General features: G+C 51.6%; 22 protein-coding genes and 1 pseudogene. All 23 read left to right on the plus strand.

Features of this window, described 5'->3' with window-relative positions:
- Nucleotides 1–3 precede the first annotated feature (3 nt).
- The 23 genes and pseudogenes from wbpA to GFD32_RS03955 all read left to right on the plus strand — a co-directional run bounded on the left by wbpA (nucleotide 4) and on the right by GFD32_RS03955 (nucleotide 22,901).
- Nucleotides 4–1,317 carry a UDP-N-acetyl-D-glucosamine 6-dehydrogenase gene (gene wbpA / locus GFD32_RS03850; protein WP_089683458.1) on the plus strand — a complete coding sequence of 438 codons (1,314 nt, stop codon included), beginning with the start codon at nucleotides 4–6 and terminating at the stop codon, nucleotides 1,315–1,317.
- A 151-nt stretch (nucleotides 1,318–1,468) separates the two neighbouring features.
- Entirely contained in the window at nucleotides 1,469–2,419 is a 951-nt protein-coding gene (locus GFD32_RS03855) for a Gfo/Idh/MocA family oxidoreductase (RefSeq protein ID WP_163575248.1), read from the plus strand.
- A 126-nt stretch (nucleotides 2,420–2,545) separates the two neighbouring features.
- Complete coding sequence (wbpD, locus tag GFD32_RS03860) at nucleotides 2,546–3,124, plus strand: UDP-2-acetamido-3-amino-2,3-dideoxy-D-glucuronate N-acetyltransferase (protein ID WP_089683455.1); 579 nt, start codon at nucleotides 2,546–2,548, stop codon at nucleotides 3,122–3,124.
- 31 nt (nucleotides 3,125–3,155) lie between these two features.
- Nucleotides 3,156–3,518, plus strand: coding sequence for a GxxExxY protein (locus tag GFD32_RS03865; protein WP_163575249.1), 363 nt, complete (start codon nucleotides 3,156–3,158; stop codon nucleotides 3,516–3,518).
- A gap of 111 nt (nucleotides 3,519–3,629) precedes the next feature.
- Nucleotides 3,630–4,787, plus strand: a complete 1,158-nt coding sequence (locus GFD32_RS03870; protein WP_276208787.1) for a DegT/DnrJ/EryC1/StrS family aminotransferase — start codon at nucleotides 3,630–3,632, stop codon at nucleotides 4,785–4,787.
- Entirely contained in the window at nucleotides 4,784–6,280 is a 1,497-nt protein-coding gene (locus GFD32_RS03875) for a lipopolysaccharide biosynthesis protein (RefSeq protein ID WP_205599034.1), read from the plus strand. The genes GFD32_RS03870 and GFD32_RS03875 overlap by 4 nt, the downstream gene beginning before the upstream one ends.
- Nucleotides 6,264–7,283: a sulfotransferase family protein gene (locus GFD32_RS03880; RefSeq protein ID WP_163575250.1), complete on the plus strand. Its 1,020-nt coding sequence runs from the start codon at nucleotides 6,264–6,266 to the stop codon at nucleotides 7,281–7,283. The genes GFD32_RS03875 and GFD32_RS03880 overlap by 17 nt, the downstream gene beginning before the upstream one ends.
- A gap of 116 nt (nucleotides 7,284–7,399) precedes the next feature.
- The gene (locus tag GFD32_RS03885) at nucleotides 7,400–8,257 is read left to right on the plus strand and encodes a sulfotransferase (protein ID WP_163575251.1); all 858 of its coding nucleotides are present in this window, start codon (nucleotides 7,400–7,402) and stop codon (nucleotides 8,255–8,257) included.
- Nucleotides 8,254–9,234, plus strand: coding sequence for a GNAT family N-acetyltransferase (locus GFD32_RS03890; protein WP_163575252.1), 981 nt, complete (start codon nucleotides 8,254–8,256; stop codon nucleotides 9,232–9,234). The genes GFD32_RS03885 and GFD32_RS03890 overlap by 4 nt, the downstream gene beginning before the upstream one ends.
- Nucleotides 9,231–9,647: an acyltransferase family protein gene (locus GFD32_RS19800; RefSeq protein WP_205599035.1), complete on the plus strand. Its 417-nt coding sequence runs from the start codon at nucleotides 9,231–9,233 to the stop codon at nucleotides 9,645–9,647. The genes GFD32_RS03890 and GFD32_RS19800 overlap by 4 nt, the downstream gene beginning before the upstream one ends.
- Before the next feature lie 42 nt (nucleotides 9,648–9,689).
- Nucleotides 9,690–10,556 (plus strand): annotated as a pseudogene (locus tag GFD32_RS19805) (SGNH hydrolase domain-containing protein).
- A 48-nt stretch (nucleotides 10,557–10,604) separates the two neighbouring features.
- Nucleotides 10,605–12,005: a polysaccharide deacetylase family protein gene (locus GFD32_RS03900; RefSeq protein WP_163575253.1), complete on the plus strand. Its 1,401-nt coding sequence runs from the start codon at nucleotides 10,605–10,607 to the stop codon at nucleotides 12,003–12,005.
- A 1-nt stretch (nucleotide 12,006) separates the two neighbouring features.
- Nucleotides 12,007–13,299: a hypothetical protein gene (locus tag GFD32_RS03905; protein WP_163575254.1), complete on the plus strand. Its 1,293-nt coding sequence runs from the start codon at nucleotides 12,007–12,009 to the stop codon at nucleotides 13,297–13,299.
- A 49-nt stretch (nucleotides 13,300–13,348) separates the two neighbouring features.
- Complete coding sequence (locus GFD32_RS03910) at nucleotides 13,349–14,458, plus strand: glycosyltransferase family 4 protein (RefSeq protein WP_163575255.1); 1,110 nt, start codon at nucleotides 13,349–13,351, stop codon at nucleotides 14,456–14,458.
- 8 nt (nucleotides 14,459–14,466) lie between these two features.
- Nucleotides 14,467–15,531: a non-hydrolyzing UDP-N-acetylglucosamine 2-epimerase gene (wecB, locus tag GFD32_RS03915; protein WP_163575256.1), complete on the plus strand. Its 1,065-nt coding sequence runs from the start codon at nucleotides 14,467–14,469 to the stop codon at nucleotides 15,529–15,531.
- A gap of 3 nt (nucleotides 15,532–15,534) precedes the next feature.
- On the plus strand, nucleotides 15,535–16,755 hold the full coding sequence (locus tag GFD32_RS03920; RefSeq protein ID WP_163575257.1) for a glycosyltransferase family 4 protein: 1,221 nt from the start codon (nucleotides 15,535–15,537) through the stop codon (nucleotides 16,753–16,755).
- Nucleotides 16,745–17,599 (plus strand): sulfotransferase family protein, encoded by an 855-nt coding sequence (locus GFD32_RS03925; protein WP_163575279.1) that lies wholly within the window; start codon nucleotides 16,745–16,747, stop codon nucleotides 17,597–17,599. The genes GFD32_RS03920 and GFD32_RS03925 overlap by 11 nt, the downstream gene beginning before the upstream one ends.
- A gap of 151 nt (nucleotides 17,600–17,750) precedes the next feature.
- Nucleotides 17,751–18,332, plus strand: a complete 582-nt coding sequence (locus GFD32_RS03930; protein ID WP_163575258.1) for a sugar transferase — start codon at nucleotides 17,751–17,753, stop codon at nucleotides 18,330–18,332.
- Nucleotides 18,332–19,333 carry a methionyl-tRNA formyltransferase gene (locus GFD32_RS03935; protein ID WP_163575259.1) on the plus strand — a complete coding sequence of 334 codons (1,002 nt, stop codon included), beginning with the start codon at nucleotides 18,332–18,334 and terminating at the stop codon, nucleotides 19,331–19,333. Before GFD32_RS03930 ends, GFD32_RS03935 begins: the two co-directional genes overlap by 1 nt.
- A complete protein-coding gene (locus tag GFD32_RS03940; protein WP_163575260.1) occupies nucleotides 19,330–20,013 on the plus strand; it encodes a PIG-L deacetylase family protein in 684 nt (227 codons plus the stop codon). The genes GFD32_RS03935 and GFD32_RS03940 overlap by 4 nt, the downstream gene beginning before the upstream one ends.
- Nucleotides 20,014–20,039: 26 nt before the next feature.
- On the plus strand, nucleotides 20,040–21,221 hold the full coding sequence (locus GFD32_RS03945) for a DegT/DnrJ/EryC1/StrS family aminotransferase (RefSeq protein WP_163575261.1): 1,182 nt from the start codon (nucleotides 20,040–20,042) through the stop codon (nucleotides 21,219–21,221).
- 104 nt (nucleotides 21,222–21,325) lie between these two features.
- Nucleotides 21,326–22,405, plus strand: coding sequence for an XRE family transcriptional regulator (locus GFD32_RS03950; RefSeq protein ID WP_163575262.1), 1,080 nt, complete (start codon nucleotides 21,326–21,328; stop codon nucleotides 22,403–22,405).
- Entirely contained in the window at nucleotides 22,386–22,901 is a 516-nt protein-coding gene (locus GFD32_RS03955; protein WP_163575263.1) for a PIN domain-containing protein, read from the plus strand. The genes GFD32_RS03950 and GFD32_RS03955 overlap by 20 nt, the downstream gene beginning before the upstream one ends.
- The last annotated feature ends 146 nt before the right edge of the window (nucleotides 22,902–23,047 follow it).

Below are 23,047 nucleotides of genomic sequence, written 5' to 3' on the forward strand. Positions count from 1 at the left end.
TCGATGACATCACCCCACGCTAACCTCCTGCACAAACTCAACGCCAAGGAAGCCGTGATCGGCATCGTCGGCCTCGGTTACGTCGGCCTGCCGCTGATGCTGCGCTACAACGACATCGGTTTTCGCGTGCTCGGCATCGACATCGACCAGGACAAGGTCGACCGCCTCAACGCCGGCCAGAGCTACATCGAGCACATTCCCTCGGCGAAGGTCGCCCGGGCGACCGGTTCCGGCTTCGAAGCCACCACGGACTTCCGTCGCGTGGCCGAGGCCGATGCGATCATTCTCTGCGTACCCACGCCGCTCAACAAATACCGCGAGCCGGACATGAGTTTCGTGGTGAACACCGTCGATGCGCTGAAACCGCATCTGCGCGAAGGGCAGGTGGTCTCGCTGGAAAGCACCACCTATCCCGGCACCACCGAAGAAGAGCTACTGCCGCGGGTGCAGGAAAATGGCCTCGTCGTGGGCGAGAACGTCTTTCTGGTCTATTCCCCCGAGCGCGAAGACCCCGGCAATCCGGATTTCGAAACCCGCACCATCCCCAAGGTCGTTGGCGGCCATACGCCGGCCTGCCGGCAAGTGGGCGAGGCGCTCTATGCCCCGGCCATCGACCGCGTGGTGCCGGTCAGTTCCACCAAGGCCGCCGAGATGACCAAGCTGCTGGAAAACATCCACCGTGCGGTGAACATCGGCCTGGTCAACGAGATGAAAGTGGTGGCAGACCGCATGGGTATCGACATCTTCGAGGTCGTCGACGCCGCCGCCACCAAGCCCTTCGGTTTCACGCCCTACTACCCGGGCCCGGGCCTGGGCGGCCACTGCATTCCCATCGACCCCTTCTATCTCACCTGGAAGGCGCGCGAGTACGGCCTGCACACCCGTTTCATCGAGCTTTCCGGCGAGGTGAATCGCGCCATGCCGGAATACGTGGTCGGCAAGCTGATGGACGGCCTCAACGACCACGGCAAGGCGCTCAAGGGCAGCCGCGTGCTGGTGCTGGGCATCGCCTACAAGAAGAACGTCGACGACATGCGCGAATCGCCCTCCGTGGAAATCATGGAACTCATCGAAAGCAAGGGCGCCGAGGTGAGCTACAGCGACCCCCACGTGCCGGTGTTTCCCAAGATGCGCGAGCACCATTTCGCGCTGAGCAGCGTCGAGCTGAGTGCCGAAAGCCTGGCCGGCTTCGACGCCGTGGTACTGGCCACCGACCACGACCGCTTCGACTTCGAACTGATCAAGCAGCACGCCAAGCTGATCGTCGACAGTCGCGGCACCTACCGCGAAGCCGCCCCCCACATCGTCAAGGCCTGATTTCACACTCGCCACGGAGCTCATGGTCCGCCACGGAAGAACACAGAAAAACACGGAACTAAAAATACTGTAATTATTCGTTCTTCCGTGTCTTTCCGTGGATTCCGTGGCAAATGAAATCTCTTACGTGGCAATAACATTCGAGACGTTTATGAAGAACTTCGCCCTGATCGGCGCCGCCGGCTACATCGCCCCGCGCCATATGAAAGCCATCAAGGAAACCGGCAACCATCTGGCCATCGGCTACGACATCAACGACTCGGTCGGCATCATCGACTCCATCTCGCCTCAGAGCGAATTCTTCACCGAGTTCGAGCGCTTTCAGGAGCATGCCTGGCAGCTCAAGCGCGCCCCCACCACCGCCCTGAACTACGTGGCCGTGTGCTCGCCCAACTACCTGCACCACGCCCATATTGCCGCCGGGCTGCGCCTGGGCTGCGACGTGATCTGCGAAAAGCCCCTGGTGCCCACGCCCGAACTGCTCGACGAGCTGGCGTTGATCGAGCGCGAAACCGGCCAGCGGGTCTACAACATCCTGCAGCTGCGCCACCACCAGGCGATTCTGGATCTCAAGCGGAAGGTGGAAAGCGAGCGGCGCACCGACAAGCACGAGGTCGAGCTCACCTACATCACCTCTCGCGGCAAGTGGTACATGGAGAGTTGGAAGGGCGACCCGCGTAAATCGTTCGGCGTGGCCACCAACATCGGCGTGCACTTCTTCGACATGCTGCACTTCATCTTCGGCGACCTGCAGAAGAACGTGCTGCACTACGCCACCAACGACAAGGCCGCCGGCTATCTGGAATACGAAAAAGCCCGCGTGCCCTGGTTCCTCTCCATCGATGCCGGCGACCTACCCGAGAGCGTGAAAGGCAAGCAGCCCACCTATCGCTCCATCACCGTGGACGGCAGCGAGATCGAATTCTCCGGCGGCTTCACCGACCTGCACACCGTCAGCTATCAGGAAATTCTCGCCGGCCGCGGCTACGGCATCGAAGATGCCCGCCACTGCATCGAAACCGTGAACACCATCCGCTCCGCCCAGCCTCAGAAGCCGGAAGCGGGCGAAGGGCATCCATTCCTGAAGAAACTCGTCGTTTAGCCTCGGAACCCGCTTTCTGCCACGGAACCCACGTAATAACACAGAAGTTATTAATTGAAATCTTTATTGTTTTATATTTTTCCGTGTTCTTCCGTGGCAAGAATTGGCAACCAAAGGAACTTGATCATGTCAGTGTCGATCCATCCTTCCGCCATCGTCGACGAAGGCGCCCAGATCGGCGAAGGCTCCCGCGTATGGCACTTCGTGCACGTGTGCGGCGGCGCCCGCATCGGCAAGAACGTTTCCATGGGCCAGGGCGTGTTCGTCGGCAACAAGGTCACCATCGGCGACAACTGCAAGATCCAGAACAACGTCTCCGTGTACGACAACGTGCACCTGGAAGAAGGCGTGTTCTGCGGCCCGAGCATGGTATTCACCAACGTCTACAACCCTCGCTCGCTGATCGAGCGCAAGGACGAATACCGCGATACCCTGGTCCGCAAGGGAGCCAGCCTGGGCGCCAACTGCACCATCGTGTGCGGGGTGACCATCGGCGAGTACGCCTTCATCGGTGCCGGCGCCGTCGTCAACAAGAACGTACCGGCCTACGCCCTGATGGTGGGGGTGCCCGCCAAGCAGATCGGATGGATGAGCGAGTACGGCGAACAGTTGCAACTGCCGCTGAAAGGGCAGGGCGAAGCCGTGTGCCAGCACACCGGCGACCGCTACGTTCTGGATGGCACGGAAGTCATCAAAAGTCGATAGCCACGGAAAGCACGGAATAACACTGAATACAATGCATGAAGAAGAACTGACATATAAGATTAGAGGCGCTGTGTTTGAAGTTTACCGCCAACTCGGCCATGGCTTTCTGGAAAGCGTGTATCAAAAAGCGTTGATTCACGAACTGTCAATGAGCGGAATCAAAGCCGTTGCCGAACTTCCTCTGTCTGTTGTCTACAAAGATCATGCGGTAGGTGAATTTCGTGCCGATATCGTCGTGGAAAATAAAATACTGCTAGAGCTAAAGGCCACCAGCACCGTTCATCCATCGGCAGAAGCTCAGGTAATAAACTACCTGAAAGCGACTGGCCTGAAAGTCGGGCTGCTGATAAATTTTGCCTGGCCCAAAGCCACTGTAAAGCGCCTTGTTTTTTAGTTTTTACATGATTTTGCCACGGAATCCTCGGAATAACACAGAAAATTATTTAAATTAGTTATTTATTCTGTGTCTTTCCGTGTTTTTCCGTGGCAATAAAAAGGTGTCATAATGCAATTCATCGATCTCGCCGCCCAGCAAGCGCGCATCAAGGACCAAATCGACGCCGGCATCCAACGTGTTCTCGCCCACGGTAAATACATCCTGGGCCCCGAAGTGCACGAGCTGGAAGAAAAACTCGCCGACTACACCGGCGCCAAGTACTGCATCACCTGCGCCAACGGCACCGATGCCTTGCAAATCGCCCAGATGGCGCTCGGCATCGGCCCCGGCGACGAAGTGATCACACCCGGCTTCACCTACATCGCCACCGCAGAAACCGTCGCCCTGCTGGGCGCCAAGCCGGTATACGTGGATATCGACCCGCGCACCTACAATCTCGATCCCAGCAAGCTGGAAGCGGCCATCACACCGAAAACCCGCGCGATCATCCCCGTTTCGCTCTACGGCCAGTGTGCGGATTTCGACGCCATCAACGCCATTGCCGAAAAGCACGGCCTGCCGGTGATCGAAGATGCCGCCCAGAGTTTCGGCGCCACCTACAAGGGGCATAAGTCCGGCAATCTGAGTACCATCGCCACTACCAGCTTCTTCCCCAGCAAGCCGCTGGGCTGCTACGGCGACGGCGGTGCCATCTTCACCAACGATGAAGAGCTAGCCACCGTCATCCGGCAAATCGCCCGGCATGGGCAAGACAAGCGCTACCACCACATTCGCGTAGGCGTGAACAGCCGGCTGGATACGCTGCAGGCCGCAATCCTGCTGCCCAAGCTGGAAATACTGCCCGAGGAAATCGAGCTCAGAAATAAAGTGGCTAAGTGCTACAGCGAGCTGCTGGATGGGAGTGTAATAGGGGAAAAGCAGCCTTTTGGTGACCGAAAAGAATATTCAGTGTCTTTCAGTGGATTCCGTGGCAACGTAACGACGCCCTATGTCGAGCCCCACAATACCAGCGCTTGGGCGCAGTACACCATTCGCGTGCCCAATCGCGAGCAAGTACAGGCCGCGCTCAAGGAAGCCGGCTTACCCACCGCGGTACACTATCCGGTGCCTCTCAATCAGCAGCCGGCAGTCGCTGACCGTGAAGCCGACCTGCCTCAGGGAGACCAAGCGGCAAAAGAAGTGATTTCATTGCCGATGCACCCCTATTTGAACGATGAATCGGTCATGGCAGTGATTGCCTCCTTGAGTGAGGCCGCCATAGCATGATGAGTCGTGCCAAGCAAAGGGCGGCAAGGCTGCTGCCACAGAACAAGTTTGCACGCAGTGTTTCCGTTCTGGCTGGCGGTACGGCAGCGGGGCAGATCATCGTGGTTGCCGCATCGCCGATACTCACACGATTGTACAGCCCGGAGGATTTCGGGCTTCTAGCAGTATACGCCGGTTTGCTGGGCATTCTGTCCGTGATTGCCAGTTTGCGCTATCAGCTTGCCATTCCTCTGCCTGAAAGCGATGAAGAAGCAGGCAGCATTGTCGTCCTGAGCTTGCTGGTCGTTGTAGGGGTCACGATGTTCACCTCCGTGATCGTCGGCCTATTCGGCAGCTCGATCGTGGAACTGCTCAATACACCGGGAATGGCGCCATACTTGTGGCTCTTGCCTGCCGGTCTTTTCCTCACCGGGGTTTACCAGGTCTTCAATTACTGGGCGATACGGACCAAGGCGTTCCCAGCCATTGCGCGAACGAAGTTCACGCAAGCGCTTGGCATGGTGGGTGTGCAGATCGGTGCCTACACGTTGGGGCCAATCGCGCTACTGCTAGGTCGGGTTGTAGGCCAGAGCGCCGGCATTGTCACCCTGGCGAAATTGACCACGAAAGGACGTTTAGGGGAGCTTCGTAAGAAAACATACGGCGATCTCAAGCTGGTTGCAGCCTCGTATCGCAATTTTCCTCTGTTATCGACCTGGACAGGACTCTCCAGTTCGGCAGGAACCAATTTACCCCCCATCCTCATCGCTGCATTGCTCGGTGCTGGACCCGCCGGCATTTTCGCCTTGTCGCATCGTGTGTTGTCACAGCCAATGACGGTGCTTGGTAAATCTGTTGGCGACGTCTTTTACCGCCAAGCCGCCCAAGCCCACAGAGAAGGCAATCTCGGCCCAGTCGTCGACCGTGTATACTCAGTATTGGTCGTATTGGCATTGCCGATTGCTACCATGATATTCATCAGCGCTCCTTCGGTATTTGTCTTTATCTTTGGGGATGAATGGGCCGTGGCAGGGGATGTGGCTCGCTGGATGACGCCTTGGCTATTCTTTCAGTTCATAGTCACGCCGCCGACAAGGATTTATCCGATACTTGGAAAGCATACCATGGCCCTAAGGTTCCAGCTAAGCCTTCTTCTTGCAGCTGTAGCCTCAGTGCTGCTTGGAGCTCTGCTATTTGATAGCATTGTATTGTCCGTTGCCTTCATTTCTATCACTAAAGGCTTCGTCTATATGGCTCGGCTCGTGACAACATATAAGCTGGTGGGGTTGAATATGTCTTCGCCGCTAATGGCGTTGATTTCTTCATTACCATGGGCCATTGCATGTAATTTTCCTCTCATCGCGCTTTGGGTGATAAAGTGGGAGGTAGATGTTTCTCCTGCTTTGGAGGTTTCATTGTTTACGGCTTCGGTTGCGTTAGTGGCCATATTCATGGTTGCTAAGATAAAGAAAATTGTTGGTTCTCAAGAGTTGATGAATGAAAGCCATGGATGAAAAAAAAGGTAGCCCTGTATTCTTGCTGGCATCGGAACGAAGTGGTACGAACTTGCTTCGCCGCCGGCTGACTGAACAGCAACGAACGTTGTTTGGTCCGTCTCCACTTCATCTGCTTAAGCACTTATATTATGCCGAACCATATTATGGCGACTTACGTGATGATAAAAACTTTATAAGGTTTGTTAATGATGCTTTGGGGCTTGCATATCATCATTTTTCACCTTGGGATGTAAAAATAGTATCCGATGAAGTTCTTGAATACTATCCCTCGCTAATGCATGCAAGATCGGCTGTCGGTGTAATGCATGTGCTATACACGCTTTACGCATATAGCAAAGGATATAGCAGTTATTTTTGCAAAGATAACAACCTTTTTGACTTTGTTAGTGAAATACGAATGGAGCTCCCTCAGGCTCGCTTCATTTACTTGTATCGTGATCCTCGTGATGTGATTCTTAGTCAGAAAAAACGTCCCCTGCAAAACAAAAGTACTGTATATTTAAGCCAGCTGTGGAGGGATGAGCAGATAAAATGCATACGCCATTCGAACAACTTGTCTGAGGATGGCATGTTGATTAATGTTTCATATGAAGATTTTATAAGTAATGAAGTCCGCGTTATCGACCACATTATTGAGTCTTTTGGTCTAGAGCCTGCTGGCAACCAAGTCGACAGATTTTCAGGTGAAAAAGCCGATGTTCATGAATGGGCCAATCTTAACAAGCCAACGCTGAAGAATAATTCAGGGAAGTACATGGATGGGCTTTCAAAGTCAGCCATTCGCAAGATCGAGGGAATATGCTGGCACCAGATGAAATGGCTAAGTTATTTACCAATAAATAAGAAAAGGCCTGGCTTGTCTGAGGCCCAGGCTCAGCTCGAAGTTCTGATTGGAAAGTTTACTCGAAAATTTCGTGGTGGAGCTAAATCCAAGGGGATAACTCCTGGACAGCTAGATCGTATCCGTTTTACTAAAGGCATCAAGAAAAAGTGGCAATAAATAAATCCCGCACTGTCTCAAAGTGGTTGTTGAGGTTTGCAATAAGGGTGGTCCAGTCTGGTTTGTCGTGTATTGAAAATATTCTATTTTCTAGGCGGTCAGCTGAGAATGAGTCAGTGGTTTTTATTATAGGACCACCTCGAAGCGGTAGTACGCTGCTTATGCAAACGTTAACTGATGCGTACGATGTTGGGTACCTGACCAATCGGCATTGCCGTTGGTTTGGTGCTCCGGCACTCGCTGAGCGACTATACAATCCATTAGGTGATAAATCCCCCTCCGATTTTCAGTCTAATTATGGCCGTACCAAAAAACCAAGTGATCCGGCAGAATGTGGCGCCTGGTGGTATCGGTTTTTTAGAAGGCAACCGGCTTATGTTACCCGCGGAGAGGTCAGTGAAAGAAAGATGCGAGCGTTCTCCCGTAGCATCGCTAGCCTGCAAAATACTTCAGGAAAACCTCTGATATTCAAGAATTTGTATGCAAGTCTCCGTCTCGACCCCATGTCAGTATACTTACCGGAAGCATTATATATTGTCATTGAAAGAGATTTGAAAGATAACGCTGAGTCGATTTTGAAAGGGCGAAAGGATGCCTTGGGCTCTTATCAACACTGGTGGTCTGTTCCTCCTCCAAATGTTGGAGCACTGGATGAGCTTTCTCCTGTGCAACAGGCTGTCGGTCAAATCGAATCCATCCACGAGTTGATAGACAGGGATATCGAACGTCTTGGATTGGAGGATCGGGTCTTTCGTGTGAGCTATGAAGACTTTTGTGAAGACGTGCACGGTACTCTCTATCGTTTTCAGGACTTCATGGCTCGGCATGGTATTGAGTTGGAGCGCCGTTTCGAGGTGCCGTACCGATTCGAGATAGAGCACTCTCAGAAAATTCCTCAGGACATGTACGAAGAACTGGGTGACTATGTTGATCAACGAAATAAAGGCAAAGAGAACCAGGGGACACGTGCGTGAATCTTGACGTAACTGATTCCTGCGAGCATTACAGGGCGCACTGTGAGGCTGAGCCGTCGATTCCTTTGTTCTCTCAATCTTGGTGGCTGGATGCTGTAGCCCCGGGCGCGTGGAGTGCTGTGCTAGCGTACCGGGGCGCTGAAATCGTCGGCACATTGCCGTATGTAAAGCGACGCAAATGGGGTATGACGTTGCTTACTCAACCCAAGCTGACCCAAACTCTCGGCCCATGGGTCAAGTCAACAAACAAGGCCTACCCCAAAGCACTTGCATATGAGAAAGACGTTTTGGAAACCTTGGCTTGTGGGTTGCCTCGGCACCAATATTACGCTCAGAATTGGCACCATTGCCAAAAAAACTGGTTGCCATTTTATTGGCTAGGCTTCCAGCAGACGACCCGATACACATACCGTCTATGTGGTTTGGATAACGAAGATGCTCTGTGGAAAGGCTTACAACAAAATATCAGAGGTGATATTCGCAAAGCCAAAACCCGCTTCATGATCAACGTTCGGCCAGCGAATAATCTTGATGAGTTTCTCACACTCAACCGGGCCACGTTCCAGCGCCAGGGGCGGAAGCTCCCTTACAGTAAAAGTTTGGTGGCGCGTATTGATGAGATGGTCTCACAGCGCGATGCTGGAGACTGCCTAGTTGCCGTCGACTCTGATGGTAAATTACATGCCGGCGCATACATCGTGCGTAGCGGCGATACGGCCTACTATTTGATGGGCGGCGGTGACCCGGATTTACGCAATAGTGGTGCGACCAGTCTGGTGCTTTGGGAGGCCATTTGCAGCCAACCTGAATCTGTCAAATATTTTGATTTCGAAGGCTCCATGGTAGAACCGATTGAGCGCTTTTTCCGTGCCTTCGGAGCTAGGCAGACGCCTTACCACCTTGTTACGAAAACCAGCTCCCGGCTGTTGGAATTCGCTTTGTTCGCGCGAGATCTGTTGGGGCAGAAGAAGCAGTGAATAAAGTAACATCAATACCTTTCCGCTACGATATCAACGGCCTGCGGGCTGTCGCGGTCATTGCGGTAGTGTTTTTCCATTTCCGGGTTCCCGGTTTTGAGGCAGGGTATCTGGGAGTGGATGTCTTCTTCGTTATATCCGGTTATCTAATGGCCTCTCTGCTGATACGAGGCTTCGAGAACTGCCAAGTTAACAAAGATAAAGTTGCCTTGGTGTATCTGGATGTTCAAGGTAATCCGTGGGCCATTGAGATTGGCCTGTTATTCTCCATTCTGCATGGCAGCGTATCTTTTCTGATGGTCGAGCAGCCTACCCGGCGACGATTGGCGAGATGGGGAGGTAAACGTGCGGCAGCTATCTTGTTTGGAGTTGCCGCCGGCTCTGCCTCTGTGGCGGGTGCGATAGAGAAGTAAGAGGGTATACCTAGGCGTATGCCGGAGCGCTTCGATCGCATTATGGCGGAAATTACTAATGTCAATCCCTACCGAGATGAGTGTCATGGCCGACCCGATTGGGATGACTTCCCATGGTGTAACTTGGGAGGCGATAACATACGCGCTGTCGTCATTGGCGACAGCCATGCTGCCTCAATAGCTACAGCGGTTCTAGAAGCGGTGACGTCGACCCCGGATGATGGCATCATTATGGCTACCTACACTAGTTGTCAGACTTTGTTCGGAGCGAAGAAGACGCGCAAGTTCCTTGAGTGCCAAGAGTTCAATGAATTTGTTAAATCACGGCTTGGTGACTTACCGAATCACATTCCGCTAGTCATTATTAATAGGCTAAGTAGTGCCGCACTAGGGCCGCATCTACCGGACAATGACCGCTATGGCATCCCTACAGTTTACTTTTGTGATGAGCCAGTGCAGAGAGTCACCGAGACCTTCCTGAATCAGTTCCGCCAAGACTTGGTAAAGACCGCGTGTGGGCTGGCCGAGGACCGTGCTGTCTACTGGATGCGGCCAGTCCCGGAGATGCCTATGGACGTGCCCCATTGGCTGGCGAGGCAAACTCTGCTGCGGGGCGAAGGCGTTAAAGCCAGGCTGTCACGCGATGCGTATACGAAACGGCATTCCTTTGTGACCGGTGCTCTTAGCTCAGCTGAGGAGACCTGAGAAGGGGTCAAAATCCTTGATCCTGAGCCTTGGCTGTGTGAAGACGAATACTGCTACGGCAGTCGAAATAGCATGCCGCTTTATTATGACGAGCATCATCTGAGCGAACGTGGTAATAGAGAATTAGTGCCAATGTTCCAACAGATAATGGATGAAGAAAATTCGAAATCCACCTGGATAACACGAAATAGTGATTCCCATTAAAAAATGTTTTCTGCTTAGGCGCAGACATTCTAACTGAATATTTTCTATATGCCCTTGATCGTTGAAACCCCCGACACGCGTATCCCCGAGCGAGACTACATCCTTGGTGTGATTTTAGGCGAATTCCTTGGCTTAGAATTCATACGCGTATCGGTCGATTGCACCGATGTGCGTATCACTCACAGTGAAATGCCAGGGCGAGAATTGCATCTGCCGGATGTGCTGCTGAGCACTGCGGATTCGAGATGGCTGATGGAAAGGTCATTACCTTCACAGCCTCTGGTCATTTGGGATTCGCAGGAGATAGGCTTGGATATTAACGTTATCGCTCCGGAACTCCCCGTCATTTATGGTGATGATAAACCTCAAGCAAATTTAGAGAAAGGCTGCGTTCGCATCCCCATTGACATCTTTGGTTCCGCATTTTTCATGCTAACGCGTTATGAAGAAGTGATTAAAAATGATCGTGACGAACATGATCGATTTCCGGCCTGGGCTTCGTTAGCTTATCAAGAAAAATTTCTAGAGCGTCCCATTGTTGATGAATATGTAGAGCTGCTTTGGAGTGTGATAAAGCAACTTTGGCCTCATGCTGAGCGCAAGCAGCGTATAGCATCAATCCGTGTTTCACACGATGTAGATCGGCCAAGTCGTTATACTTTTGGGACATTTCGTCGCTTTGTTCGTTCTGTTGCTGGCGATATTGTCAAGCGTAGACAATTTTCCAGTATTATCTGGGGGGCTCAGGCTCGCTATGGCACCCCTCATTGTTTACATCCGAATGATCCGTTCAACACATTTGAATGGTTGATGGATGTTTCTGATAAGAACAATATGCGCAGTGCTTTCTACTTTATCGCTGGCAAGACATACCCGCCACATGACCCACTATACAATCTAGATGATCCGGCCATTCGAAAACTTATTCGAGACATTGGGAAGCGTGGCCATGAAGTAGGCCTTCATCCTAGCTATAATACCTACCAAAACCCAGAACTGCTTGCGCGACAAGCAGCTTACCTGCGCCGTGTGGCAGCTGAGGAAGGTGTCGAACAAATCGTTTGGGGGGGGCGGATGCACTATTTGCAGTGGAGAACAGAGGTTACGCCAAATGCCTGGGAGCGGGCTGGCATGGCATATGACTCAACTTTAGGGTTTGCAGATTATGCAGGATTTCGCTCCGGTACAAGTCATGATTATCGTTGGTTTGACTTGAGGGCCCGTCGCGAATTGATATTGATTGAAAGGCCTCTGATTGCAATGGAGGCAACCGTGATTTCTAAAAAGTATATGGGAGTGGCTGACCCTGAACTTGCAATTGAGTATTTTCAGATGTTAGGCGAGCGTTGCCAACGCTTTGGAGGATCATTTAGTATGCTATGGCATAACTCAGAGTTGTATGATAATAAAAATAGAGAGCTTTATCAAAAAATTGTCGAAAAATTCTAATATGACAGTCAGTAATTCAATGTTGGCATCCAAACTAGAAAGGCGAAGCTGGTTTTTTGCAGCCGGTTTTCTGCTATGGGTTTCTCTTGACTTCGGATATCGTTTTTTTGTCTCGAAAAATTATGATTATGCTGGGTTTGCCGCCGAGATTAGTTATGCTAAGTATTTAGAAGGGGTTCTTATTTATTTGCTAGTTCTTTTTTTTTCGCCCAACCTTTTAAAGGTTCCTTCAGATTACTTTGTTGCTTTTCTAGTTTTTGGCCTAATATGTCCTCTTCTTGTGTTTTACGGGCTGGCAAATCAGGAAAGAGAGCATCTATATATAGTTTTGTTCGGTTTTTTTATAGTCAATTTTGTTAGAAAAGGTCGGATTGTTAAGCTTTTTGTTCTTAGGGAAGGGTACTGGTTAGCGGTTTCAGGGGTTTTGCTTTTAACTTTTCTTATCTCCTTATGGTTTTTTGTTTCAGGGGGGGTTAGGTATTTTAATCTTGACCTGACTCAGGTTTATGAGTTTCGAAGGGGTGCCGGCGAAATCATAAACACTGGAGTTATGGCATATCTTAATGTGTGGTTGTATAAGGTGCTTGGTCCGAGCTTATTGGCGATTGCTTTGTGGAAGGGGCGGTTTTTTCTTGCAGTGCTTGTTCTTTTTTTGCATTTGTATTGGTTTGGTGTTAGTGCTCATAAAGCGGTGCTTTTTTATCCTTTTTTGGTGGTATTTTTGTGGTTTTGGTTTAGGCGGTCCCGTGCATTATTTATAATTCCGATAGCTATGAGTGCTTTGGTGATTTCAACGCTTATGTTAGCTATATTTGTCGGCTTTGATTTCCCTGCAAGCTTGTTTATTCGTAGGGCCTTCTTTGTTATTGCAAATAATGTGTTTGATTATTATGAATTTTTCTCGGCGAATGAACATGTGTATTGGTCTAACTCAGTTCTTTCAAGATTTATTGAGTATCCGTACGACCTGAATCCCGCAGATACGATTGGAAGGTATCGCGGTACAGATAGCCATGTAAATAATTCTTTTCTTTCTACAGGTTTTATGCATGCAGGAATTTGGGGCGTTGTATTTTATGGTGTCTTAGCGGGCTTATTGTTTCGTTTAATTGATAGTTTCGGTGCTTATGGTGTACCCGTTTGGGTTGCTGTTGCTATACTTATCGTGCCTAGTCGTTCACTCTTACTTAGTGCTGATCTTCCAACTGCTTTATTGACACATGGGATAGGAGTAGGCGTTTTGATATTGTTTCTTTTACGCAGAACTCGAAGTGAGCGTGTGGGTTTAAAGTGATTATGAATATAAAGCACAAAAGGTGTGATGCCACTAGAGGCGGCTTTGCATGAAGATTTCGCATCTAACCTCGGTTCACTCACGATTCGATATACGCATTTTCCTTAAAGAGTGTGTTTCCCTAGTTAAATATGGTTATACAACTTCGCTGATAGTAGCTGAAGGCGGGGCGAACCAGGCAAAAAATGGAGTCACTATCTTCGATGTCGGTGCCTCCAAAGGCAGATTGGATCGTATTTGCAATGCACCAAGTCGTGTACTTAAAAAAGCTTTGGAGATTGATGCGGATATCTACCATTTGCATGATCCTGAACTGATTCCTATCGGTTTGAAGTTGAAGAAGCATGGGAAAACGGTGATTTTCGATGCGCATGAAGATGTGCCCAAGCAGCTGTTGGGAAAGCCCTATCTTAATAGAACCTCCAAGTGGCTGCTTTCCAAAACATTTTCTGTCTATGAGCGCTGGGCATGCAGAAAGCTCGATGGGGTGATTACAGCCACTCCCAGTATTCGGGATAAATTCACTGCGATGGGTGTTCACGCAGTCGATATCAATAACTATCCGCTGTTGGGTGAACTATCTAGCGGTGAGGTAGATTGGTCTCGAAAAAATAAGGCGCAGGTTTGCTATGTGGGGGGGGTGAGCCAGATCCGAGGAATTTTGCAGCTGGTGCAAGCAATGGGGCTTGTAAGGTCTGGTGTAAATTTGAAACTGGCGGGTAGTTTTTATAATTCGAATTTAGAGAATGCTGCCCGTGCTCATGTAGGATGGCAGAAAGTCGATGCTCTTGGTTTCATTAGCCGAGAACAAGTTCGTGACCTACTGTCTCGATCTATTGGTGGCCTCGTCACTTTTCTGCCGTCGCCAAACCATATCGATGCTCAACCGAACAAGATGTTCGAGTACATGAGCGCGGGTGTACCAGTGATTGGTTCGCACTTTCCCCAGTGGAGGCGGATCATCGAAGGTAACCAGTGCGGTCTCTGCGTCGACCCACTTGATCCAAAAGCCATTGCTGAGGCGATTGACTACTTGGTTACCCATCCAGAAGAAGCCGAACGGATGGGGCGTAATGGGCAGAAGGCGGTGCAGGAACGGTACAATTGGGGCGTCGAAGAGAAAAAACTTCTCGACTTTTATAAATCTCTGGATGACTGACAAAGCTTATGCAACGGATTTTGACAATCATCGGCGCACGCCCGCAGTTCATCAAGGCTAGCGTTGTTTCGCGTGCAATCCAGGCAGCCGAGGGCATCGAAGAGGTCATGCTGCATACTGGCCAACATTTCGATGCCAATATGTCGGATATCTTCTTCAATCAGCTTGGCATCCCCCGGCCTGATATTAAGTTGGATATTCACGGCGGTAACCATGGCGAAATGACGGGGCGCATGCTGAATGAGATAGAACACGCGCTGCTTGAGCACAAGCCGGATCGTGTACTGGTGTATGGGGATACCAACTCAACGCTGGCAGGTGCATTGGCAGCTGCCAAGTTACATATTCCCGTCGCCCACGTCGAAGCGGGTTTGCGCAGCTTCAATATGCAAATGCCGGAAGAAATCAACCGCATTCTTACCGATCAGGTCAGTGATCTTCTCTTCTGCCCTACCACCACGGCGGTAAAAAACCTGGAAAACGAGGGCTTCGCCAGAAAGCCCGTGAAGGTGATGCAGGTTGGCGATGTGATGCAAGATGCTGCGCTGCTGTTCGCCAAAAAAGCCGTTCCCCCAGCAGGTGGTGAATTACCGGATAGGTTCATACTGGCTACACTGCATCGTGCAGAAAACACTGATAGCCCCGAGCGCTTGGCTAGCATTGTAAAAGCGCTCAACCAGATTCATCGTGAACAAGCACCGGTCGTTCTTCCTTTGCACCCACGCACCCGCAAGCTCATCGCCGAGCAGGGGCTGGAAATCAACGTTCACCTGATAGATCCGGTTGGCTACTTCGAGATGGTGTGGCTCCTGAACCATGCGCAGCTCGTCATCACGGATAGTGGCGGGGTACAGAAAGAAGCTTTCTTCTTCGGCAAGGCCTGCGTGACACTACGCGACCAGACCGAGTGGGTGGAGCTGATAGAAGCGGGTGCCAATGAGCTGGTTGGTGCCGACTATGACCGTATTGTAGATAGTGCTCGCCAGCATTTTGGTCGAACCGTTAAAGATACCGAAAAGCTGTACGGGGGCGGAGAAGCCTCATTGGAAATTGTGCAAGTTCTGGAGACATGATTTTTGCGATTTTTTATTCTCAACCATTATGCTTACGCTCCGGATCAGTCTGCCGGAACTCGTCATTATGAGCTTGCCCGGCAAATTTCTAAGGAAGGACATGAGGCTGTGGTCATTTCATGTTCTTTTTTTCACAAGAATTATTCACGGCGTCCGGGGGCGCGCTGGAAGATTTTCCATAAGGAAGATGTTCAGGGCGTAAATTATATTTGGGTGTATGGCCTTCCTTATCGAGGTAATGGCATTGGGCGTATTTTGAATCTTCTGTCGTTTGCTTTTTTTTCCAGTCTTTTTGTTCTATTTAATGGAAAGAAAGGTGATGTTCTGTATGCTTCGAGTCCGCAGCCTTTGGCACCTTTTTTCACTTTTTTTCTATCCGGTGGTCGATTTTTCAGGGTTTTTGAGGTAAGGGATTTTTGGCCACAGATTTTTGTAGATATGGGGGCTCTTTCCACTCGGTCGCGTATTGCCAAGCTCTTCTACAGCGTTGAGAGGTACCTGATCTCTCATGCGGATTTTTTCGTATCTAACCTCTCGGGAGCGGAGCGGTATTGTTGGGAAAAAGAAATTCCGTACAAGGAGTTTTTTTGGGTACCCAATGGGGTTCGCGAAAGCTATGACCATGCCGTTATTCCCCGCATCGATCTGAAAGGAAAGCTGGGTGTTGATAAAATACTCTATGCTGGCGCGCATGGAGCTGCTCAGAACTTATATGCAGTGCTGGATGCGGCAAAAGAGTTGAAAGATAAAAGCAACGTCGAATTTCATTTTGTTGGGGATGGTGCTGAAAAGTCTAGCTTGCAAGGTTATGTATCGAAGTTGGGTATAGGCAATGTTTTTTTTTACGATGCTGTTGATACGAAGAAAATCAAAGAATTTATTGTTTCTGCTGATGCGCTATTGCTCCCGCTCGTTGATGCCAAGGTTTTTTCATACGGAATCAGTCCGAATAAATTGCCTGAATACCTTGCTGCTGGTAAGCCAGTGATTTTTTTTGGGCCTGCTGATGCTTCGCCCTTTGAAGCCGGAGTCGATGCTATCGTGACGTCGGGTACTGAAGCTGATGATCTTGTGCGTTCTGTGATAGAGTTTGAGAATATGCCGGATGAAGTAAGGAAGGGCTTTTCAAAAAGCGCCTCGCGTTTGTTGGAGTCAAAATTTCGGCTCGATCATACTATGGGGGCTTTGATCCGTAAAATTGAAGCCATGAATGATGTCAAGTAAATGTATAATTATTGGTGCTCCCCGTAGTGGCACCAACATGCTGCGCGACGTGTTGTGCTCATTCGAGGGCGTGTCCACCTGGCCCTGCGATGAGATCAACTACATGTGGCGGCACGGCAACGTGCGCTACCCCTCCGATGAGCTACCGGCCGAGCGGGCCACGCCCGCGGTACAGGCCTACATGCAGAAGCAATTCGCCTGGGTTGCCCAGCGCTACCAGGCGCATACCGTTGTCGAGAAGACCTGCGCCAACAGCCTGCGGGTGCCTTTTGTGGCACGCGCCGTACCGGATGCCCGGTATGTGTTCATCCACCGGGACGGGATCGATACCACAGGCTCGGCAAAGCTGCGCTGGCAGGCCGAGTTGGATATCCCCTACCTGATGCAGAAAGTCCGCTTCGTACCGCTGACGGATTTGCCCTATTACGGGGCGCGCTACCTGTGGAGCCGTATTTACCGTTTGTTTTCTAGCGAAAAACGCCTGGCCTTCTGGGGGCCCGTGCTTGAAGAAATGCCGGATATTCTCGAGCAACATAGCCTGAATGAAGTGTGTGCGTTGCAGTGGCAGCGCTGTGTGGAAAAGGCCGAAGCTGCATTTGCAGATATGGCGCCAGAGCGTGTAATTCGCGTGTGCTACGAGGACTTCGTGCGCGAGCCTGAAGAACAGCTAAAGCGACTGCTGGCGTTTCTCGAGCTTGACGTGCCGGAGGAGATGGTGTGCCGTACAGTTGCTACTGTTTCCAGCAACAGCATCGGGAAGGGGCGGAAATCATTGGATGAAAATGAGGTCAAGCGTCTGGAATCTTTGATAGGTGAGACACTGGCACGTTATGGTTATAAGTAGAATGAGTCTGTGCACATGAAATGTGCCGAGAATAAATTTTATGCTGGCCTGGCCACTAGTCTCTAACTTTCGAGCTAGGCTCTGAAATCGGATCGTTTCGAATCACTTGTGGGTTCGTACGTCGTAATTAATTGTTGTGAACTGGTGTGTAATGAAAAGATTTTTTGATATTGTTTTTGGTTTTCTGGTTTTTATAGTCACGCTGCCAGTATGGTTGTTGGCAGTGATGACAATATTGCTGTCTGATCCTGGTCCGGTTTTTTTTCGCCAACAACGAGTTGGAATTTATGGAAAAGAGTTTTATATTCTTAAGTTTCGTACCATGCGTATAGAAAAAAATGCTCTGGGTGCTACTACTTTAAGAAGAGATCCGCGTATTTTTAGAGGAGGGTATTTTTTGCGGAAGTTTAAAGTTGATGAGCTGCCGCAAATTCTTAATGTTATCGGAGGCTCAATGTCCTTGGTTGGTCCTAGGCCGACGGTGAAAGATGATGTGGATAGGATGAGCAAAGAACAAAAGCGCAGGCTAATTGTTCGTCCGGGTATAACTGGGCTAGCCCAGATTTCAGGCAATACCTCCCTTTCTTGGGAGGAGCGAATTCGATTTGATCTGGACTATATAGACCGTAGATCAATATGGCTCGATGTGGTGATTTTGTTAAAGACGATGTTCTTGGTGGTGGCCGGGCGTGCAGATACGCATCCCCCAACTAATAACGAATGGGGTGAGTGATGAAGCCTAGAGTCGTATGTGTCGGAGCTAATCTGGAAAGTGAGATTGTATTTAATAAATTAATTGAGCGAGATGTTAATGTCGTTGGTCTTGTCACGTTGCCTACTGGAGCTATTTCAGAGGTTTCCGACTATCGTGATCTTCACGGTTGTGCAGAGGATGCCGGAATTGAAGTGGTGGAAACAGAAGATATCAATTCCGCTAAAACCTTGAGTGCTGTTCGGGCGCTAAATCCGGACTATGTTTTTGTTCTGGGTTGGAGTCAGGTTCTAAAAGCTGAAGCTTTATCTGTGGCTTCGAGATACATCGTGGGCAGTCACCCAACACCATTACCTAAGCGGCGTGGTAGAGCCCCGATCCCTTGGACCATACTTGATAGAGTTCAGAGTAGTGCTGTTACTCTGTTTAAAATGTCCCGCAAAGTTGATGATGGGTTGATATTGGTTCAGAAAAGCTTTGATCTTCCCGTGCGCCCATTCGCGATGGATGTGTACCTCCTGGCTGCTGAAGCTCTCAGTGATGCATATATTGAATTATATCAAAAAATAGTTTTATCAGATGTGAAGGAGATGGTTCAGGAAGAAAAATTTGCAACATATCGTGGCAAGAGGTCTCCTCAGGATGGGTTTTTGGATTTCTCACAACAGGTGGATGATGTCGATTGTTTGGTACGCGCTGTTTCCCGGCCTTACCCGGGAGCTTATTTTTATCACAAAAATCATAAGGTAGTGGTCTGGGGATGTGAGCTATACGATGGACCAGAGCGAGTCGGTATTCCCGGTCAGGTGTTGGCAAAACAGAAAGAAGGGTTGGTGGTCAGCGCAGTGGATGGCTGCTTGATTTTACGCGATTTTGAAATATCTGGCGAGAAAATCCCGCTTTCATATTTCAATCTAGGTGATGTTTTTAATTACCGTGTTGATGATGAGATTCATGACTTGAGACAGCGAGTGGCGAATCTGGAAGCCTTGCTCTTAAGTAAGCAGGTGGAGGAAAAATGAAAGAGATTCTGGGGAGGCGTTTGCTTGTTGTTGGTGCACATCCGGATGATGAGGTATTGGGTTGTGGTGGGTTGCTGGTGGCTAATGCTGAAGCGGGTGGTGAAAGTCATGTATTGATTGTCTCAGAGGGGAGTGCGGCTCAATATGGAAAAAATGAAGAGGCCAGTAATCGACGTCACTCCCAGCTTGTTAAGGCGGCAGAGTCCTTAAGCGTAAGTGAAGTGATTCATTGGGATTACCCTGATATGCGCTTGAATGAAGTTTCCCATATAGAGCTTAACGGACGCTTGCAAAAAACTATTGAGGAAGGTCGGTATGAGCTTGTCTTTACTCATCATCCCTATGATGTGAATCTCGATCATCAGGTTATCTTTCGGTCAGTTATGGTGGCAGCCCGACCTACACCCGACTGTTGTGTGCGTGGTGTGTTTACCTATCATGTGAATTCTTCAACAGAGTGGGGGATGGCAAGTTTTTCTGAGAGATTTTCTCCTAATGCATTTCTTGATATAAGTGACTGGCTTGATGTTAAAATAAAGGCGTTAGGTATTTATGAGGAAGAGGTTAGAGAGTATCCCCATCCTAGAAGTTTTGAGGCGGTAAGAGACAGAGCTCGAGTTTTCGGTTCTGAAGTTGGTGCTGAAGCTGCGGAAGCGTTTAGTGTTATTTATTGGCGCTAAAAATATCATAAAAAGTTGCATGATCTATGACTTTCTCTTCTTGGCCAAGCTATACACAGAAAGAAGCCGATGCAATACAAAAGGTGCTGCTTTCCAACCGCGTTAACTACTGGACCGGCACCGAAGGCCGCGAATTCGAGAAGGAATTCGCGGCCTTTGCCGGTACTGAGCATGCGGTGGCCGTGGCCAACGGCACCACGGCGCTGGACCTGGCCCTGAAGGGGTTGGGCATCGGCGAAGGCGAGGGCCGGGGGCGCGATGAGGTGATCGTCACCTCGCGTACCTTCCTGGCTTCGGCGTCGAGCATCGTTACGGCGGGGGCCGTGCCGGTATTCGCCGATGTGTGTCGCGACTCGCAGAACGTTACGGCCGAAACGGTGGCCGAGAAGATCACCCCGAACACGCGGGCGATCATGGCCGTGCACCTGGCCGGCTGGCCCTGCGAGATGGAAGCGCTGATGGCCCTGGCCGAGCGCCACGGGCTTTACGTGATCGAGGATTGCGCCCAGGCCCACGGTGCCACGTACCGGGGGCGCAGCGTGGGCAGCATCGGCCACGTGGGCTGCTGGTCGTTCTGCCAGGACAAGATCATGACCACCGGCGGCGAAGGCGGCATGGTCACCACGAACGACGAGGCGCTGTGGCGGCGCATGTGGGCCTACAAGGATCACGGCAAGAGCTGGGCGGCGGTTTACGAGCGCGAGCATCCGCCGGGCTTTCGCTGGCTGCACGAGAGCTTCGGTACCAACTGGCGGCTCACCGAGATGCAGGCCGCCATCGGGCGCATTCAACTGGCCCGCATGCCCGAATGGAAGGCGGCGCGCCAGGCCAATGCCTGGCGTATCTGGCAGGCGGCGGGCGAATGCCCTGCACTGCGCGTGCCGGCCATTCCCGAGCACGTCGAGCATGCCGCCTACAAGTGCTACGTGTTCGTACGGCCCGAAAACCTGAAGCCGGACTGGAACCGCGACCGCATCATGGGTGAGATCGTCGCCCGCGGCGTGCCGTGCTTTTCCGGCTCGTGCTCCGAGGTATATCGCGAGAAGGCCTTCGAAGGCACCGGTTGGCGGCCGGAACGGCCCCTTCCGGTGGCCCGCGAGCTGGGCGAGACGAGCCTGATGTTCCTCTGCCACCCCACCCTGACGGAAGCCGAGATCGACGAGACCTGCCGCGTGCTGGGCGAGGTGATGGCCGAGGCGGTGGGGTAGGGCGGGGTTTGGGTCACCGTTTGCCAGAAGTGAATGCCGTGGCGCGGGGTTTACTTTTACCCTACGATAGGGGCGTAGGTAAACCAAGCCAAAGGGTCGCCATCATGCTAGGTCAACGTATCCATCAGGCGCGCATTGCGGCTGGCCTGACGCTTGAGGCGTTGGGCGAGTACCTTGGTGTCACCAAGACAGCGATTCAGAAGTACGAGAAGGGCAAGACCACGCCGGATTCGGCGAAGCTGCTGAAGATCGCCAGGGCCTGTGGTGTGCGCACTGAGTATTTCTTCCGTACCAAGGCGGTGGAGCTGGAGAACGTCGAGTTCCGCAAGAAGTCGACCTTTGGCAAGAAACGGCAGCAGGCTGTGCAGATCCGCGTGGCCGAGATGGTCGAGAAGCGCGTCGAGCTGCTCAACGTGTTTCCTGAGCCGCCTATTCCCGCGTTTACGGTGCCGGCCTGTGTCCCTGAGGGTATCGACGACCTCGACGCGCTGGAGGAGGTTGCCAACCAGCTCCGCCACCACTGGGACCTCGGCCTGAATCCTATCTCTGACCTGACCGATACACTGGAGTCGCTGGGTGTCCTGGTACTGGCGATCGACTTCGATGCGCAAGGTTTCATAGGCATGACGGCCACCGCCCACACAGTGGATGGTCGGCGATACTCCGTTATTGCCGTATCATCACAATGGCCGGGTGATCGACAGCGATTCACACTGGCCCACGAGTTGGCCCATATGCTGTTAGCCAGGCGACTGGCGGAAGAGATCGACGAGGAGACGGCGTGTGACCGTTTTGCGGGGGCGTTTCTTGTGCCCCGTGAGGCGGTGGTCCAGGAGTTAGGCGAGGGCCGCCGTTACCTTGAGCCAAGAGAGCTGTATCACCTCAAACATGAATATGGCCTGGCGATGCGAGCCTGGGTGATACGTGCATTGCAGTGCGGCATCATCACGCGCTTTGCCTATGACAGGCTCATGCGGCGGTTCTCGTCAGAACGTTGGGTCACGAACGAACCGGGTGAACCTTATCCCACCGAGATGCCCGAGTTGTTTGAGCAGTTGGTGTATCGCGCCCTCGGCGAAGAGTTGATATCAGAGGCCAAAGCAGCGTCGTTACTCGGCATTCCCCGGATGCAGTTCTACCGTGAGCGTATGATGGAGCTGCCGGATGCTGCTGCTAATCAGTGACGCCAACGTCATCATCGACCTTGAGGCTGGCGAGCTGATTGAGAAGCTATTTGAGCTCCCTTATCGCTTCGCAACCCCCGACGTGCTCTACGAGGAAGAGATTGAGCCGGACAGTCCGCACTTGGCGGGTTGGGGGCTCGAGGTTCTTGTTATCGGCGGCGACTATATCGACTATGCAGTGGAGCTCGGCCATCGATATGGCGACGAGCCCAGTTTTAACGACCGTTTGGCCTTGGCGCTGGCCAAGCAGGAATCTTGCCCACTGCTTACCGGCGACCAGAACCTTCGAGTGCTTGCGGTTCGGGAACAGGCAGAGGTGCGCGGTACGATTTGGATCTTCACGGAGCTTATTGAGTTCGGGAAGGTGAGCAAAGAAACCGCGCATGCGGCACTCGCAATGATGAAGCAACGCGATCGGCGCTTGCCCTGGGACAAGGCGCGGAAGTACATCGACGAAACGACGTTTGGCATCAAGAAGCGCACCGACACCCCTTGAGCCCGGGCGCCTCGCCCCGGACTGGGACCGCGACCGCATCCAGCAGGCGGTGGTGGCGCGAGGCGTGCTGTGCTTCTCCGGTTCCTGCTCCGAGGTGTATCGTGAGAAGCCGAGATCGACGAGGCCTGCCGTGTGCTGGGCGAGGT

This window comes from Halomonas faecis (assembly GCF_010993975.1).
GTDB classification, from domain to species: Bacteria; Pseudomonadota; Gammaproteobacteria; order Pseudomonadales; family Halomonadaceae; genus Halomonas; species Halomonas faecis.

Excerpts from the sequence above, each read along its gene's own strand:
- wbpA (WP_089683458.1), top strand. The coding sequence starts at position 4 with ATGACATCACCCCACGCTAACCTCCTGCACAAACTCAACGCCAAGGAA.
- GFD32_RS03855 (WP_163575248.1), top strand. The coding sequence starts at position 1,469 with ATGAAGAACTTCGCCCTGATCGGCGCCGCCGGCTACATCGCCCCGCGC.
- wbpD (WP_089683455.1), top strand. The coding sequence starts at position 2,546 with ATGTCAGTGTCGATCCATCCTTCCGCCATCGTCGACGAAGGCGCCCAG.
- GFD32_RS03865 (WP_163575249.1), top strand. The coding sequence starts at position 3,156 with ATGCATGAAGAAGAACTGACATATAAGATTAGAGGCGCTGTGTTTGAA.
- GFD32_RS03870 (WP_276208787.1), top strand. The coding sequence starts at position 3,630 with ATGCAATTCATCGATCTCGCCGCCCAGCAAGCGCGCATCAAGGACCAA.
- GFD32_RS03875 (WP_205599034.1), top strand. The coding sequence starts at position 4,784 with ATGATGAGTCGTGCCAAGCAAAGGGCGGCAAGGCTGCTGCCACAGAAC.
- GFD32_RS03880 (WP_163575250.1), top strand. The coding sequence starts at position 6,264 with ATGAAAGCCATGGATGAAAAAAAAGGTAGCCCTGTATTCTTGCTGGCA.
- GFD32_RS03900 (WP_163575253.1), top strand. The coding sequence starts at position 10,605 with ATGCCCTTGATCGTTGAAACCCCCGACACGCGTATCCCCGAGCGAGAC.
- GFD32_RS03905 (WP_163575254.1), top strand. The coding sequence starts at position 12,007 with ATGACAGTCAGTAATTCAATGTTGGCATCCAAACTAGAAAGGCGAAGC.
- GFD32_RS03910 (WP_163575255.1), top strand. The coding sequence starts at position 13,349 with ATGAAGATTTCGCATCTAACCTCGGTTCACTCACGATTCGATATACGC.
- wecB (WP_163575256.1), top strand. The coding sequence starts at position 14,467 with ATGCAACGGATTTTGACAATCATCGGCGCACGCCCGCAGTTCATCAAG.
- GFD32_RS03925 (WP_163575279.1), top strand. The coding sequence starts at position 16,745 with ATGTCAAGTAAATGTATAATTATTGGTGCTCCCCGTAGTGGCACCAAC.
- GFD32_RS03930 (WP_163575258.1), top strand. The coding sequence starts at position 17,751 with ATGAAAAGATTTTTTGATATTGTTTTTGGTTTTCTGGTTTTTATAGTC.
- GFD32_RS03935 (WP_163575259.1), top strand. The coding sequence starts at position 18,332 with ATGAAGCCTAGAGTCGTATGTGTCGGAGCTAATCTGGAAAGTGAGATT.
- GFD32_RS03940 (WP_163575260.1), top strand. The coding sequence starts at position 19,330 with ATGAAAGAGATTCTGGGGAGGCGTTTGCTTGTTGTTGGTGCACATCCG.
- GFD32_RS03945 (WP_163575261.1), top strand. The coding sequence starts at position 20,040 with ATGACTTTCTCTTCTTGGCCAAGCTATACACAGAAAGAAGCCGATGCA.
- GFD32_RS03950 (WP_163575262.1), top strand. The coding sequence starts at position 21,326 with ATGCTAGGTCAACGTATCCATCAGGCGCGCATTGCGGCTGGCCTGACG.
- GFD32_RS03955 (WP_163575263.1), top strand. The coding sequence starts at position 22,386 with ATGCTGCTGCTAATCAGTGACGCCAACGTCATCATCGACCTTGAGGCT.